Source organism: Bacteroides sp. M10 (assembly GCF_014334015.1).
GTDB classification, from domain to species: Bacteria; Bacteroidota; Bacteroidia; order Bacteroidales; family Bacteroidaceae; genus Bacteroides; species Bacteroides intestinigallinarum.
In genome coordinates this window covers 6156252-6173447 of record NZ_CP060488.1, presented here as the reverse complement: position 1 = coordinate 6173447, position 17196 = coordinate 6156252, and the positions used below count along the sequence as shown (strand labels likewise).

Annotated in this window: 10 protein-coding genes and 1 tRNA gene; 3 read left to right on the top strand and 8 right to left on the bottom strand. The window is 42.2% G+C overall.

Annotated features, from left to right (window positions below; translation table 11 throughout):
* Positions 1-26: 26 nt before the first annotated feature.
* The 6 genes from H8796_RS23020 to H8796_RS22995 all read right to left on the bottom strand — a co-directional run bounded on the left by H8796_RS23020 (position 27) and on the right by H8796_RS22995 (position 7960).
* Positions 27-1592 carry a DUF6850 family outer membrane beta-barrel protein gene (locus H8796_RS23020; protein ID WP_117934119.1) on the bottom strand — a complete coding sequence of 522 codons (1566 nt, stop codon included), beginning with the start codon at positions 1590-1592 and terminating at the stop codon, positions 27-29.
* A gap of 91 nt (positions 1593-1683) precedes the next feature.
* The gene (locus H8796_RS23015) at positions 1684-2871 is read right to left on the bottom strand and encodes a DUF4876 domain-containing protein (RefSeq protein WP_117934117.1); all 1188 of its coding nucleotides are present in this window, start codon (positions 2869-2871) and stop codon (positions 1684-1686) included.
* Between the two features lie 8 nt (positions 2872-2879).
* Complete coding sequence (locus H8796_RS23010; protein ID WP_117934115.1) at positions 2880-5858, bottom strand: TonB-dependent receptor; 2979 nt, start codon at positions 5856-5858, stop codon at positions 2880-2882.
* 23 nt (positions 5859-5881) lie between these two features.
* On the bottom strand, positions 5882-6952 hold the full coding sequence (locus H8796_RS23005) for a FecR family protein (RefSeq protein WP_008999827.1): 1071 nt from the start codon (positions 6950-6952) through the stop codon (positions 5882-5884).
* 79 nt (positions 6953-7031) lie between these two features.
* Positions 7032-7604 (bottom strand): sigma-70 family RNA polymerase sigma factor, encoded by a 573-nt coding sequence (locus H8796_RS23000; RefSeq protein WP_004321495.1) that lies wholly within the window; start codon positions 7602-7604, stop codon positions 7032-7034.
* Positions 7605-7886: 282 nt separating this feature from the next.
* Positions 7887-7960 (bottom strand) — tRNA-Ala (locus H8796_RS22995).
* 115 nt (positions 7961-8075) lie between these two features.
* On the opposite strand from H8796_RS22995, the gene H8796_RS22990 reads away from it, so the two are divergent.
* From H8796_RS22990 to pulA, 3 genes are read left to right on the top strand one after another with little or no spacing between them, the layout of a single operon-like run.
* A complete protein-coding gene (locus H8796_RS22990) occupies positions 8076-8378 on the top strand; it encodes a DUF4286 family protein (RefSeq protein ID WP_032844683.1) in 303 nt (100 codons plus the stop codon).
* Positions 8375-8941: a crossover junction endodeoxyribonuclease RuvC gene (ruvC, locus tag H8796_RS22985; protein ID WP_004300848.1), complete on the top strand. Its 567-nt coding sequence runs from the start codon at positions 8375-8377 to the stop codon at positions 8939-8941. The genes H8796_RS22990 and ruvC overlap by 4 nt, the downstream gene beginning before the upstream one ends.
* 51 nt (positions 8942-8992) lie before the next feature.
* Complete coding sequence (pulA, locus tag H8796_RS22980) at positions 8993-10999, top strand: type I pullulanase (protein WP_117934113.1); 2007 nt, start codon at positions 8993-8995, stop codon at positions 10997-10999.
* Between the two features lie 21 nt (positions 11000-11020).
* Here pulA and H8796_RS22975 read toward each other — a convergent pair whose 3' ends face one another.
* Complete coding sequence (locus tag H8796_RS22975; protein ID WP_117934111.1) at positions 11021-12733, bottom strand: glycoside hydrolase family 43 protein; 1713 nt, start codon at positions 12731-12733, stop codon at positions 11021-11023.
* A 107-nt stretch (positions 12734-12840) separates the two neighbouring features.
* Positions 12841-16974, bottom strand: coding sequence for a two-component regulator propeller domain-containing protein (locus H8796_RS22970; RefSeq protein ID WP_117934109.1), 4134 nt, complete (start codon positions 16972-16974; stop codon positions 12841-12843).
* Positions 16975-17196 lie beyond the last annotated feature (222 nt).

Here is a 17196-nt window from a genome sequence, read left to right as displayed (position 1 = left end):
GGTTGGTTTTTGTGGGGTGAGGAAGGTTAATGGTACAGTCCGAGACTTATTCCGAACATTTTGGAATCGGTTTTCTTGTCGGTCTTCAGATATGCTCCTGTGGCTTTGACGAACCACACGTTGGTGTGTTTCTTTATAGTTACAGGCATTTGATATTGTATTTGCAGTTTTCCGTGCGCATACGATGCTCCATAATAGGTCATGTCGGGTAAAAGCACACTTTGGGCGTATTCTGTGGACGGATCGTTGAGTGACAGGTCCGATGATAGCGAAATGTGATATCCGGCTTCTGCTTCTATCCATAATGAACGGTTGTTTTTGCGCAGGAATGAATATCCGCCTTCCATGCAGATAGTTGCCTGGCGGACTGTAAGTGATGAAGACGGAAGATTGTATTGATCTTCTACCGATTGGAAATAGGCGCGTGCACCTGCGTAGGCTGTGGCTTCTCCGGTGTGATGATTACTCCACAACAGGCGGTAGTGCAGATTGGCATTGAGTAAATCGACGGTGTAACGTTCGTCATACGTGAGAAGTGTGTTCCAGTAGGAGGATTCGATACCTGTTACCGGATCTTTTTCTGTTATTTTTTCCTGACGGTATTCGTCGGCTTTTCCTGTCTGATAGTTAATGGAAATGTCGATGATGTGTTCTGTGCGTCCGGATTTGATCCGGTTCATAGAAAGCAGGTTGTAGGTGGTGGTGTGATATTTTCCCGGTGAATATTTGATGTCTCCCCATACGTCTTCGTTGCCTTTGGCGTATGAAAGGGTGGTAAGCGTTTGAATCCGTTCGTTCTTATATTGATAAGACAATTCACCGCCAAATTCATGGTTGACGAATTCACGTTCAAAACCGGAGTAACCACCAGTGGTACCATCTGCATTTTCCATTCCGGTGAAGGTGTAGTATTTGAGGTTCGGATCGGTTTGTACGGTGGTGATGTTGGGGATTTTTTCTTTTCTGCGATGGTAATAACCGCTAAGACCCAGCGAGTGTTTGTTCCACGTGTAGGTGACGGCAGGAGTCAGTTGATAGTCTGCCAGATTGGTGCGTGAACGGGGGTCTTTCAGTCGGGAAAGATCTCCTACTTTATAATCCAGTCGTGCGCCGAAAGTGAAGTTTTTGATAGGCAGAGTGGCTAACGCTGCCGAGAGGTCGAAGTTCTGGAAGTCGTACTTTCCTTTGATGGAGCTTCCTGAAAAGTAAGGATTGGAGTGGTGGCTACGCAATACGTCGCTCCATGAACGGTTGAATTGCCGTCCCATGTCAAAGGTAAAACGCCCGTATCCGTAGAGAAATTTCCCAATTTTTTGGTATCGTTCTGAAGTGAACAATAATTTGTTTTGCTCATCACCGTCCTGAACCCGATAGTGTGTGCCTTGCTGATGAGAGAATTCGAAATAACTGATTCCCCGGTTGGTCAGCGTATCCAAAGAGAGCCCGGCAGGATTCAGGGTACGTCTCCATAACTGGGTAGCATCGGCGTACTCGTATTTTTCTTTTGTCTGTAATTCGATATCTTGGGCATGTATGCACAGTGCAGTTACCATCAGACCGGTAAAGAGTATATATCGATGGTTCATCATCATTTCTGAATTGGTTTAATTATTTCGTGAAGTAGTTGAAGAGACTGTACCGGAAGGTTATATGTTCTTGGGGCACAGTCTCTTTTGTTTTCTATTATTTGTATTCCCTCGGTTTGATTTCAGTTGATACGGCAAAATCGTTACTGCTGTTATTGGTATCAGCAAGAATGGTGCGCCCGTTTTCTGTCTTGGCTGTTTTGCGGTAGACTACTTCTCCGGTATATCCGGTGGTAGCCTCCGTGTATTGATAGCCTGCATCAATGTAGTTGTAAAGACGTTTAGTGTTTTTATCTACTCCCGTACTTTTGTTTTTCAAACATTCTACACCATCCATTATGTATTTTACAGGGGTTTTGACAAACTTGCTTCCTTTATCCTTGCCGTCAACGTATACAGTTTCCCATGAGGTCACATCTTCATCTGTACTGAATAATACAACAGAACAGGGACCACCTTGTACCAGGTTCATATTACTGATTGTGGGAAATGTTGTATATATCAGTTCCACAGCCGGGGTTGCAGGATTGTTGGTTGTTTTCCCTTGCGTATCTTTAGCTTCAAAGTCGGCTTTGGATAAATCTACTTCATTATTTCCTGTATGGTCGATGGCACTATTGGCAACGATTATCGAGGCTCCCGGTGCAACTTCTGTGACTCCATTAGATGGGAAACGATAAATCTGCTTTAGGTAGATATATTCCGGTGTGGAGCCAAGCGTATATGCAGGAGTACTTTCCGACTCTACCAGTCCGAAATAAAGTCCGGCTATATCAACGGTTTGGTCCGAGTTATTAAAGAACTCAATGTACTTTCCTGCCAGATAATTTTTATTATTGTTGTCTTTGGTTCCTGCATAGTAAACTTTGCTGATAACAATTGATTGTTTGGCAGAAATACTTGTTTGAAGTTCGATGGTTGCTGACGAGCCGACAGTATATTTCAATAGACTGCCGGAAATCACATAATTTTCATTTTGCGGATCGTTGCCTGTCATTTCTTCATATTCTTCTGCAGTGATTTCGCAGGAAGTAGAGATGTCATACAAATCGGGAATCACTCCTTCGAAAGTGGCTATACCTTTTTCGTTTGTAATGGCAGTGTATTTACCCATTGTAACAGTGTGCCCTGTATATAGAATGTCGGACTTGAATCCTTCGGGCATGGATACTTTCACTTGTACGGTCAATGCTTGTGTAGCATTGTCGTCAGAGGAACATGCAGCCATGATAACTATGACAGCCGCAAACATCATTTTTGTAATAAAAGAAATAGTTCTATTCATATTGTGATTTATAAATTAAAGAATAATTCGACACCAAAACTGAAATTACCTGTATTACGCTGTACTAGCGTGTTGGAGGTAGAGTTTTTGAGAAAAGGTTCGTAAAAGAGTATGTTGTTGGCATAGAATGAAATGCCGCCTATATTGCCCAGCTCCTTGGTGAGGCGTCCCGCCATTAACCATGTAATAGGGGCTTTGCTTGGCACATTGTCTTTAGGATTCTTGCGTTGGCTTTTCAATGATACTCCTTTTATTTTGTAGTTCTCATCTGCCAGCATATCTGCTGTTATTTCATGATAAGAGAGGTCTGTGTCTATCCATCCGATAGGGTCCATCGGAGGATTGTTGCTCTTGGAATAATTGTACCAGATGGCTTGTGTTGAGAACGAAGCTACCATACGCAGTGCCGGGATATTGGTCACAATCCGCAGAGTATTTGTAAAACGGCGGTAAGTGTTGTAGTTTAGTCCCGATGGATATACAATTTTGAATGGAATGGTATTGGTTACCTGATATTCAGTAGGTAGATCGGTAGGATTGCTACTATTTATGTCTGTAGAGTAAGTCTTGGACTCCATGTATGCTCCTGATAGATAAAATGAAGTGTGCAGTGCCGGAATCTCGCCGAAGTCAAAGTCCATTTCTATACCTTTATTGATAGAGACGTTCGTGTTTCCTATTTTACCGGTCGTACTGAGTACAAGGTCCGTGCGTTCTGGATTATTCCAATCTATTTTAGTGGCTTGTCCGGGAGTGATAATCAGTCCTTTTTCCGCAGAATAATAGTTGGCTGTATACGTAAAATATTCTGTGGCCGATCCGAATCCGTTAGCTGTTTTATCATGATAACCGATGAGGCTTAATTTATGCTTGTCCGATAACTTTATGTCGAACCCTGCCTCCCATTTGCGATTGGTCGCATTCTTCAATCCTTTAGTTCGTTGCACGTTGTACACTTGGGTGTGGTACATCAATATTTGTCCGACTTTGTCGTCTTGAGGCATGTAATTGGCAGCTATACGGTCAATGTATTTTTTATCGGGATAGAGGTAATCCAAACCGGGAGTTTTTGAGTTGAGTCCGAATCCTCCACGGATATTCAGCCATTTGTTGACGGAGAATGAAGCATTTACACGAGGAGAGAAAGAAAAGGTTGCTTCATCCGCCCACGGCTGTAAAGTGGTGAAACGTCCGCCTAACTGTATTTTCAGAAATCTGTTTTCTGATATATCCCAGCGGAAGTTATCTTCTATGTAAGCGGCCATCTGATGGATGCTCGGAATATCGGAGAAAGGACGGGGACGTCCGTTACTGTTGGGTTGCAATGGATAACGGTCGTCATCATTATAATATCCGCGGGCGTTATTCCAGTCGTAATGGTATTCCACTCCCATTTTGAAGTTCTGATATGTTTTCTTTGATTTTACGAAGAACGTGTTGCTGACTTTGGCATATACATTTCCGGGGCGGCTAAGGGACCCCCCGCTTGCCTGATATGAGCTTTGCTCGAAAGGCACATTATAATACCCTGTTTCTGTGGCAGTAAGTATCGGTAGTAATCCGGACGAATTGGCAACAATGGCGCTCTTTTCCATCTCTGTTTGAGTATAGCTGACACCTAATGTGTAATTAACAGTACGTGAGAATGGTTTATTAATTGATAGTTTACCATTATGGCTTAGTGAGAACAGCTGGTTGCGATTCTTTTGAAAAGTGCCGTCGTCGATGGCATCCGGGTCTTTTCCATTCCAGTCTTTGCCCATCATGTAACGTACCTTTGTGTCTGTATGCCAGATACGTGAAAGATCTTTGCTGTATCCCAAGCTAAAGGTGTAACGGTCGAATGACTTTGTTTTCTGGCGTGGGTCTCCCCATGCTTGTGCATAGTCGAGATTGAAATTCAGGATACCGGCATCTTTGTTTAAACGCAATCCTTTACCGAGCGAGTAATTCATTGTTCCGGGATTTATCTTTCCTTTGATCTGCCAGGGAGTTTGTCCGATTTTGGAATGAACAACTACAAGTCCGGAGGTTAAATCACCGTATTCGGCAGAAGGAATACCACGGATTATTTCTACGGATTCAATGTCGTCCGCACTAATTTGGCGTAAGTCTGTTCCGACAAATGCAGTACTTGAAAATCCTCCTTGCGATAGTGTACCATTGTTGGACATGGGAACTCCGTCCATTATGATGCTCGAACCGAAGGCATTGGTGTTATTGTTAACAAGAGTACGGAGCTGCACATTGGAACGGGATGTTAAATCTGTATTTTTCATTAAGTGCCCCGGTATGAGTTGCATCACGTCGTCAAGGCTCATAGCCTGTAAATGGTCTATCGCTTGTCTGCCTATAATGGAGCTGGTAGATTCTCCGGCCGCATTTTGTTTTGCTACCACTACTACCTCTTTCAAAGCTAGCGAAGTGGGAGACATGCGGATCGTCAGATCCAGGTTTTGTTCAACGTTGATTTCCCGTTGCACAGTCTCGAAGCCTACATACGAAATATTTAATATGTATTTTCCTGTGGGGACGTTTTTTAGTACTGCCTTTCCCTCCATGTCGGTTGCGGCATAAGCTCCTAGCGGATTGAGAACGCAGGTTGCCATTGGTAGCGGCTGTTTGTTTCCCCTTTCCAATAACAGGATATGGATGTCATGAGTGGTGGTTTGCTTTTGAGCAGGATAGAGTAGAATAACGGATTCATTGATTTCGTACGTCAGTCCTATTTGCTTGCAAAGGTTGTTGAGTAAAGTGCTCAATGATGTCCCTTGCGGATAATTGAGTGTTACAGTCTGTTGGCTATTAATATTCTTCTCTTCATAGACAAAATGTACATTAGCAGCTTGCCGAATCTGGGTCAGTGCGGTACGTACCGGGATATTCCGTACTGATATGACCACATTTTGGTTTTGTGCCGATACATTGGCGGCAAACAGGATAATGGCTACTGTTTGCATCATCCGGATTAAAAGATATTTTTTCATATTTGAACAACGCTTTTTCCTGTTTAATATTGGGGACGGTTCTCTGTTATCTCAATAACATTTCCCTTCTGTCTGAAGTGTACATTAGAAACTTTGGATAATATATCTACTGCTTTTTGTAATGGTTGGTCGCGGAAGATGACTCCTGCAAACTTTCGTTCACGCAATTGCGGGTCGGTAAAGGTCATGTTGACGTTATACCAGCGCGAAAGTTGTTGCACAATAGTTTCCAGTGACGTATCGGTATATTCGTATATACCGTTTGCCCAGGAAGTATATTCCTGTACCTGAACTGTTTGTGTATTAATTGTTTTTGATTGTATGACAGCTTGTTCACCGGGTGAAAGAGATTTTTGTTCTGTCCCTTTCTTTTCCTCGCAGTATACTTTTACGGCTCCTTCTTCCAAGGTTACGGTAGTTTGATTCTTCTCGTAAGTATTGACATTAAACCGCGTTCCTACTACTTCTACTATACCGTACGGGGTATGTACAATGAAAGGATGGAGGGTATCTTTGGCAACTTCAAAGAGAGCTTCTCCTGTGAGGTAGACTTCTCTTTTATTACCGGTAAAAGAAACGGGATAAGTAAGGCGGCTTTCGGCATTGGCGTGTACGCGTGTACCGTCTGAAAGCACGAGTTTATATTCTCCTCCTCTGGGTACATTTAAAATATGCTTTCCTGCATTCTTTTGTATACTCGTTTGAGTGTCGTATCTTAATTCTTTTTCTGTATTTTGAGCAACTTGCATGCCGTTTGCATTAAATATGGATTTATCTTGCGACAGCAGGTCGTAAGATTCTCCGTTATTTACAAACAGGGTTGCTTTCTGTTCCCCTCTGTGTGCAAATAGAGATTGGTCATATTCTGTGAGTGTGTAAAAACTGAAAGCTGCTATTAACAGGCAGGCAGCGGCAGTGCTGCTCCAATAGGTGTACATTCGTATCCGTTTACGGTGGCGGATGCGTTGCTGGATTGATTCCCATGCTTGTGCTTCATCGCATTGTGCCGCAAATTCATTTACCCGTTTCAACCGGTACCAGTTGAGCAAAGTAATCAGATTTTTCTCCGTTTTATTATGATCTTCTTGATTCATCTTTTCTCTCGTTTTATTATATGATCCGGAATTGTGTAAAATGGGTGTCAAAAACGAGAGACTTTTTTTCTTGGAAGATTTATGATAGGTTTATCAAGAATAAAGATACTAGAAGTAATTTCTCGTTTTTACGCAGTTTCTTCATCGCTCTGGCAAGATAAGTCTTTAATGTATTGACGCTGATATGCAGTTCACTGGCTACTGCTTTATAGCTTTTGTTTTCAATAACGACACCATAGAGTGCTTTCTTTTCTTGTTCGGGCAATGCTGCTAAAGCTTTTTCCAACTCCTTTTCTTTTTGTTCACGTTCATTCTCTTCAAGGCTTTCACATATATATAGGTATTCTTCTTCGTTGAGAAGAATATCGCTGGAGTCTATCTTTTCTCGTTTTTCAATGAATTTCAGTGATGCATTGCGAATACAGAGATAGGCATATCCTTTCAGATTGTCAGTAATGGTTTTATAGAGCTTCTTTTCCCAGAATGAAATAAAAAAACTTTGAACGATATCTTCGGATTCGGAAAAGTCATCTGTAATCTGTACTGCATACATACATAAACGGATATAGTAACGCTGAAAGAAAAGGTTGAAGGCCCTCTCTTTATCCGTACTGAATAGACTTACTAATTCTTTATCCGTTAAATGATTCATTTTTATAATAGAATTACGCAATGCAAAATAATATAAAAATCTTAAGATATAATACTTCTTGTTTATGTTTTTATGATAAAACGTCATTGAAATACCTATTTGTAGGTATTCGATATCTTTTTGAAAGTGTAGATGTTTAGTCGGAAATGCAGCTGTAAGGCCGGAAACATGGGAGATTTAGGCGTTTTTTTCTATGAGTTTTTCTTTTGAAGGGAATAGAGGGATGGAATAGTTATAAAAAAGAAAAAAGAGTTCTGTTTTAGAACCCTTCTGCGATGTTTGTGGAGCGTATCGGACTCGAACCGATCACCTTAACACTGCCAGTGTTACGCTCTAGCCAGATGAGCTAACGCCCCTTTTCTATCTTATATGATAACGTTTGTAAACGAATCTTTTTTGTTGCCGCAAATATAATGCATTATTCTGAAATAATTGCTATGTTTGCGGTAAATAATAGTATGAAATTAAGATATGCTGATTTATAATACAACTTTTCAAGTGGACGAGGATGTTCACGACAATTTCATGATTTGGATAAAAGAAAGCTATATCCCTGAAGTACAGAAACACGGTGCTTTAAAGGCACCGCGCATTTGCCGGATATTAAGTCATCGGGAAGAAGGAAGTGCGTATTCTTTGCAATGGGAGGTGGAAAGCAGTGGGTTACTGCATCGTTGGCATTTGGAACAGGGAGTACGTTTGAATGACGAACTGGCAAAAATATTTAAAGATAAAGTGATCGGATTTCCGACCCTGATGGAGGTGATAGAGTGATTCAACCGGTAAAAGAAAAGATAATCCTGGGGATTGACCCCGGTACGACAATCATGGGATACGGTGTTCTAAGAGTGAAAGGAACCAAGCCTGAAATGATTGCGATGGGGATTATCGACTTGCGTAAATTTGCCAACCACTATCTGAAACTTCGCCATATCCATGAACGGGTATTGAGTATTATTGAAAGTTATCTGCCTGATGAGCTGGCTATTGAAGCGCCTTTCTTCGGTAAAAATGTACAATCGATGTTGAAGTTGGGCCGTGCACAGGGGGTAGCGATGGCAGTGGCGTTGAGCCGGGACATTCCGATTACGGAATATGCTCCTTTGAAGATAAAGATGGCTATCACCGGAAACGGGCAGGCATCAAAAGAACAGGTAGCGGATATGTTGCAGCGGATGTTGCGCTTTCCCAAAGAGGATATGCCTACTTTTATGGATGCAACAGACGGATTGGCAGCAGCCTATTGTCATTTCCTGCAAATGGGGCGGCCGACCATGGAAAAAGGTTATAATAGCTGGAAGGATTTTATAGCGAAGAATCCGGATAAGGTGAAGTAAAGCGACTGATTATAGGGATAGATATAAAGGAAATATCTAGGGGAGGTTTAAATGAAGATGGGAAGTAATTATTTAGCAATATTAGGGGTGACTACAGTGACAACAGTAATGAGCTGCTCCCCTGCGAAAAAGGAATATGCTTCTTTTGAGCTGTATCCGGTTCGTACGGGAAGTCTTACGGAAATGGAATATACGCCGTTGGCAACCAAATTTTATCTTTGGTCACCAACTGCAGAAGAAGTACGCCTGATGCTATATGATGCCGGTGAAGGCGGACATGCTTATGAAACAGTAAAGATGGAGCCCACAGAAGATGGAACCTGGACAACTTCAGTAGATAAGAACCTGCTTGGTAAATTCTATGCCTTCAATGTAAAAATCAATGATAAATGGCAGGGAGACACGCCGGGAATCAATGCCCATGCTGTCGGAGTGAATGGGAAACGTGCTGCCATTATTGACTGGAAGACTACAAATCCCGAGGGATGGGAGAGTGACAGGCGTCCTTCTCTGAAATCTCCTGCTGATATGATTATCTATGAAATGCATCATCGTGACTTCTCGGTTGATTCTACTTCGGGAATTAAGAATAAAGGTAAATACCTCGCATTGACTGAACACGGGACCATGAATTCAGATAAGTTACTGACCGGTATCGATCACTTGATAGAACTGGGAGTGACACATGTACATCTTCTTCCTTCCTCTGATTATGCTTCTATCGACGAAACAAAACTGGAAGAAAACCACTATAACTGGGGATATGATCCGGCGAATTATAATGTGCCGGATGGCTCTTATTCAACTGATCCTTATCAACCTGCCACTCGTGTGAAAGAGTTCAAACAAATGATACAAGCACTGCATAGAGCTGGTATTCGTGTGATAATGGATATGGTTTATAATCATACTTTTAATACCGTTGAAAGTAACTTTGAACGTACTGTTCCCGGTTATTTTTATCGTCAGAAAGAAGACGGGACATTGGCAAATGGTTCCGGATGCGGTAATGAGACGGCAAGTGAACGCCCTATGATGCGCAAGTTTATGATAGAGTCCGTTCTTTACTGGATAAAAGAATATCATATTGACGGTTTCCGTTTTGACTTGATGGGAGTGCATGATATTGAAACCATGAATGAGATCCGGAAAGCGGTGAACAAGGTTGATCCTACCATCTGTATTTATGGAGAAGGTTGGGCGGCCGACACTCCCCAATATCCGGCAGATTCGTTGGCAATGAAAGAGAATGTTTCCCACATGCCGGGAATTGCCGTATTCTCGGATGAATTGCGTGATGGGCTTTGCGGACCTGTGTGGAAAAAGGAGAAAGGGGCTTTCCTCGCCGGAGTTCCGGGAGCAGAAATGAGTGTTAAATTCGGTATTGTGGGTGCTATTGAGCATCCGCAAGTACGGTGTGATTCTGTTAATTACAGTCAGAAACCGTGGGCGGAGCAGCCTACCCAGATGATTAGCTACGTTTCCTGCCATGACGGTTTGTGCCTTGTTGATCGCTTGAAAGCAAGTATGCCGGGAGCTACTCCCGAGCAACTGGTTCGACTTGATAAGCTTGCGCAGACGGTAGTCTTCACTTCGCAAGGTATTCCTTTCATCTATGCAGGAGAAGAAGTGATGCGCGATAAACAAGGAGTGGACAATAGTTATAAGAGTCCGGATGCAGTCAATGCTATCGATTGGCGGCGTAAAACGACGAACGGAGATGTTTTCATGTATTATAAGCGACTCATAGATCTGCGTAAGTCCCATCCCGCTTTCCGTATGGGAGATGCGGAAAAGGTTCGGAAGCATCTGGAGTTTCTTCCGGTGGAAGGACAAAACCTGATTGCATTCCGCCTGAAGGATCATGCGAATGGAGATAATTGGGAAGATATTATCGTGGCTTTTAATTCCCGTATGACTCCTGCGCGTTTGGAAGTGCCTGTTGGTAAATATACAGTGGTATGCAAAGATGGCGTGATAGATGTGCGTGGATTAGGTACGCAGACCGGACCGGAAGTAATTATTCCCGGACAGTCTGCATTGATTATGTACAAGTAACTTTTGTTTGAAGATTAAGAATCATTTTCCGGTATACATACCGATAATAGTTCCTGTAAACCCACCTGCTTTATGGGTGCTTAAGATGGTGGCATCTAAATCGTTGACTACTTCTTGCCATTTCTTCTTGTCGAAAGATAGGGTGAAGCTGTATTTTCCACCGCGTCCAGTGATGCGAAGGTAAAGAGGGAGGTCGGTTCGTTTATCCTCTAGTGTAAATGTACCTTCAGTTGTCTGTTTGCCATTGTCAGTACGGACTACAGTAATCACTTGTTTTCCTTTCCGGATTGTTTTGCCAAAAATGAGATTGAATTTTTCATTCTGATAGCAGACAAGTCCGGCAAATGTTTGTTCATTGAGCGGAGTGAAACTCATTTCCGTAGTAACAGTGAAATTGGTATGTTGCTGACGATGACCAATAAAGGCGGGAGCACCCACAGTATAAATATCAAAAGCGGTAGGAGTCAGATGAAGTTTGCCTTCGTGAATACTCCACCAGTTCTCTCGCGGTGTCCGGATGAACAGCCATTCCAAAGCTAATTTCTCATCGGTATTGAAGTCATCTCTCCATCTAAAGTTACCTGTAAATGTTTGTGGCGTAATTCCGGCAACATCAGCTTTCCAATTTTCGGGACGTACAACAGTAGGAATTGCTTTCCCTTTTTCCATAATGACAGGTGTTCCCTTTTTCCATGTAACCGGAAGCAGGAATGTTTCACGTCCGGTATGGTATAAGTCACCTTCATAAGGGCGGCAAGCCAGGAATATGGCAAACCATTGTCCGTCCGGTGTTTCAATAAGATCGGCATGTCCTGTGCAGGTGATTGGATTGGCACGGTCTTCGGGGAGATCACGTTGCGTTAAGATCGGATTGTCGGATACGGGTCGGTAGGGACCTTTCACATGGTCGGAGGTGAAAATAACCTCTGAATGATTGATGGATGTGCCACCTTCAGCAGCCATCAGATAATATTTTCCTTTGATTTTATAGAGATGGGGGCCTTCTATCCAGACAGGGTGTTTGCTTTTGTCTACGCCTCCATCTACGATGACTTGTTTTTTCCCGAATGTCTGGTCGGTGCCCGGATCATAGTTGTGAATCCAGATGGCACGATGCCCGTCATATTCCGGTATTCCTATTGGTGCGTCATTATGAACGAGATATGCTTTTCCATCTTCGTCGAAGAAGAGGGAAGGATCGATTCCGCCAACTTCAGGAAGAAGGATCGGGTCGCTCCAACCTTGTTGCGGGTCTTTCGTTTTTACAACAAAATTGCCGATGCCATCTACGCAGGTGGTAACCACATAAAAAGTGTCATTGACAGGATTATAGCTGATGGCTGGTGCATAAATACCTCCGCTTAGGCGAAGGTTGTCGAGCTTTAATTGTGAGGGACGGTCGAGTACGTGTCCTATTTGTTCCCAATGTACAAGGTCACGGCTGTGTAGGATTGGGATTCCCGGATAGTAAGAGAAAGAGGAATGTACCATGTAATAGTCTTCTCCTTTCCGGCAGATACTGGGATCCGGGTAAAAACCACAGACAATCGGATTCCGGTATTCATATATCGAATCAATCGGTGTTTCGAAAATAACATCTTCTCCCTGATATTCGAAGAAGTCGAAAATGGCTTCATTTGTTTGGGGAATGGATTGGCATCCGGTTATATTTAATCCGGTAGCTATGGTAAACAGGATAATAATTAGAGAAAAGAAAATCTTTTGTGTCGTCATGGCTCTACTTTATTAATGAATGAAATGGAACATTTGTGATACACGGCAAAGATAACGGCTTCTTTTCTAATTCGGATTCTTGTTTGTAACAAGTCTTATTCTGTTTGTTACATCTGTTGTTCTTTATATTCACTCGGTGAAATTCCGTAAAAGTCTCTGAATGTATTGGAAAAATGAGAGAGGTTGGAGAAGCCTGTAGCGTATGCAACTTCCGAAACGCTTAGATTCTTTTCACGTAGCAGATTGGCAGCTTGTTTCAGTCTGATAGAACGAATGAAATCTCGTGCTGACTGATTAGTCAACTCCTTTAATTTGCGGTGCATATGTACGCGGCTCATTCCAACGTTGGCTGCCAGCATCTCTACATTAAGGGCAGGATCGGCGAGATGGTCATTGATGGTTCTCATTACTTTACTCATCAAGATCTCATCATTGGACTTCATTTCTATCTTTGTTATTTTTTCTTCTACTTGTTGTTCACCTACCAGTTTGCCGCGCAGTCTTTCCCGATTGGCTATCAGATTACTGATAGTAGTTCGTAATAATTCAGTGTTGAATGGTTTTACGATATAAGCATCTGCTCCAATTTCAAGCCCTTCGATTTGGTCTTCGGCTTTCGATTTGGCGGTTAATAATATAATAGGTATATGATTGATATTGATATTCTGTTTTATTTTCCGGCAGAGAGTGATCCCATCCATTTCGGGCATCATAACATCACTGATGACGAGATCGGGTTTCTCCTTCAAAATGGTTTCCAGTCCTTCCCGTCCATTTGTACATTCATAGATACGGAAATCACTATCCAGTTCGCTACGTATGTAGCGGCGTATTTCTTCATCATCTTCTACGATTAAGACGCGATAACGTGTTTTTGCTTTGGGTTTCCTGTACTCATTGGTTTTGTTTTCTTCTTCCGTTTCATAGATCGAATCTTTGGGAAGTTGGGAGATGGTTGGTTCGCTTCCGATTTCTTCAGGATTTTCCAGTTCCTCTGCTTTCAAGTGATTACTACCTAACGGCAGGCGGATGATGAAACGGGTTCCTTGTCCGTCTTCGCGGTTTTCTGCTTTGATGATGCCGTGGTGCAGTTCCACTAACGACCGTGAAAGATGCAGTCCGATTCCTGTACCGAAATTAGATTGTGTCATGTCGTTGTCAATCTGATAGAAACGCTCGAATATTTGTTCTATTTTGTTTTTGTCAATACCGATCCCGTTATCGGTGATATCTATCTCGAAATAATCTTTCAAAGCACCCCGGTAGGCATCGTTGTGACCGGTTTTCAATAACACTTCGATATTTCCTCCCTCATGTGTATATTTGAAAGCATTGGAAAGGACATTCATCAATACTTTGTCAAAGTTATTTAGATCAATCCATACTTTCAGAGAATCAGCACCTTCCAGTTCTTTTTCGAAAGTAAATGTGATGTTCTTTTTTTGCGCTTGATAATTGAATGTTTGCATCAAGTCATTGATAAATCCTACGATATCTGTTTCCCGGAATTTCAGATGCATTTGTCCTTTGTCCAGTTTTCGTATGTCCATCAGTTGATTGATTAGACGTAGAATACGTTGGGCATTCCGGTAAATCATGAGATAAACCGGTTGTTTCTCGGAATGTTCGGCTAACAGTTTCTCTAACGGGCTGATGATAAGAGTCATCGGGGTACGTATTTCATGTGAGATATTAATGAAGAATTGTAATTTGGCTTCGTTAATCTGTTCCATGTGTTTTTGTCGCATCACTTCTTGCCGGTGGCGGATACGTGACAGAATATACATGGTAAGAGCATAGATTAGTAATGCTCCGAGGCATCCCCAGATTACTTTTGCCCACCAGGTCTGGTACCAGGGTGGAGTGATGGCAATAGTAACTGTACGGATATTAGAGAAATTATTATGGTCGCGTGCCTGTACGGAGAAAGTGTATTTCCCCGGTTTCAGACTGCTATAAGTCACCCGGTTTGTTCCCGGTTGCGTACTGATCCATTCATCGCCTAATTCTTTTATCTTATATTGATAACTAATCCGGTCGGGATTGCTGAATTCCAAAACAGAAAAATCAATGCTGAATGTGTTTTCATTATATGCCAGTGTAAATTGCTCGGTATCCATGACAGCAGTATCAGTGATGACATTGTTGCCGGATTTATCCCCTTTTTTCACAGGGCGGTTAGCAACGTGAAAGCCGGTAATCAATACATTCATTTCTTTTTTGATTTCGGTGATATCCTCGGGGTAGAAAGCTGTTACTCCATTGGTACCTCCAAAAAATATCTTGCCGCGTTTATCTTTAAATACAGCAGTGCGTGTAAACTCATTTCCTTGCAGACCGTCGCCTGCATAATAGTTGATAAACTTCTTTTCCGGAGGATTCAGTTTGGAGATTCCCTGATGGGTACTGATCCATATATTTTTTTTCTCGTCTTCAGCCAGGCTGCAAATAATATCACTGGGGAGTCCATCGGCAGTAGTGAAAAGTACAGGTGTTAGTCTGTCTTTATTCAGGCAGACCAATCCTTCGGAAGTACCAGCCCAGATCTCTCCATTACTACTTTCCAATAAACTGTAAACGACATACCCGGGGAGGAGATTGTTTTGCTTTTTATAATTGATAAAATTGTCCGTTTGAGGATTGAGTACGGCCAGACCTTTATAAGTGCCGATCCATATCATTCCCTCTTTATCTTCCAGTAGGTAGCTGATCCAATCGTTCGGAAGACGGTTGATGCTCCAGTCATCGTTTTCGTTGCGGGTAGATTCGTAATAGGTGACATGTTGAGTTGGTAAATTGATTTTGTATAAGCCCGAACCATAAGTACCCACCCAGAGATTTTTGTTTTTGTCTTCAATGATGCAGGAAACTTTGGGCTTGCCTGCGTTAAGATTTCCTTGTAAAAGAGAGGTGGCATCTTGACATGTTCCGGTTTGTTTGTTCATCCGTGCCAGACCATCGAAGTAAGATCCTAGCCAAAGTTCCTGATTGGAATCTTCATAGAGACATAGGATAGTGCCGGGGACAGATTGGGGATTACCTGCCTGATGGGTGTAATGGCGTAATTGTTTTCCCTGATCGTTTATGGCATATAATCCGTCGTTATCCGTACCTATCCAGATTGTAGCTTGTTCATCTGTATGAATAGCCATAACACAGCTGGAACCAATGGTGTTGTTGTGTATTGATTTGTAGCCGTAGTAGTCGAACTTATTTGAAATGCCGGGCACTAGTATCAAACCTTTCTGAAAAATGCCCAGCCATAAATTGTGATCTTTATCTTCGATTAACGAGTGAACCTTGGATTTGGAGAAGTCAAAGGGACCCGCATTAATCTCACTGTCCACAATAATATCTTGTTGAGGCTGATATTCTTTTACTCCTTCACCGTCTGTTCCTATGATAAGTTTTCCACGGGTATCAATGATGAGAGTCCGGATATTCAAATTCATCCGGTTTTGGTAGAGGACAGGTTCGAAGTTTCCTTCCTGTCGGGATGATAGTCTGAAAAGACCTTTTGTCAAGGTTCCTACGAAAATTTGTCCGTGTGCATCCTCACAAATGGCAGAAACGTCATCACCTGCTATATGATAAGGTGCTTTATAGCTTTTAAGCTCTTTACTTTCCGGAGAATAACGGTAAAGTCCTTTTTCTTCTGTAGCAATCCATAAATTTTGCCGGGAATCTTCGAAAATGACATTCAGGTAGTTACTACCTATCCGGTCTGTAAGTTCGGTTTCGATATGGAAGGAAGCGGGATTATTGTTCTTTTTTAGGGATATGGCGCCTTGTCCGGAAGTTGCTATCCAAAGATCTCCGTTCCGGCGTTCAATAATGGAAGTGATATGAGGATTCTTTCGTCCGTCTTTCCGAGAGATGAATAATTCGTGAAAGTTGTCTGTGGCGCGGTCATATCGTTGTAAGCCATTGATGCATCCGATCCAGAAATTACCGCGACTGTCTTCGAATAATGTCCGTACATAGTTGTTCTTCAAACTGGTGCTATCCGTAGCATTATGTCGATAGATCGAGAAACGTGTCCCGTCGAATTTATTAAGTCCGTTTTCGGTAGCTATCCAGATAAATCCTTTCCGGTCCTGATATACGGCATTGATCAGACTGTTGGAAAGTTCTTTGTCTGTTGAATAGAATTTGCCGGTCTGTGCTTTCATAACAGGAGTGCTTCCTATCAGGAAACAGTATATGGAAAAAAGGAATAGGATTTGTGCTTTCATACTCATTAATATAAGCAGGGTTTATTGGTGCTTTTTATATAGACAAAGATACTATATTAAATTAAAATAGCATTAGCTTTGTTACTTTTCCTTTTACTGATGTTACGTGCAAACCCTTTAGGGATGCTTCTGGGAGGGGTATGTAACGGGTGTGCAATAGCTTGTAACGTACATGCAAGTGTATGTAACCGCCTGTCAATTGCTTGAAACAAAATCTCCACCTATGCT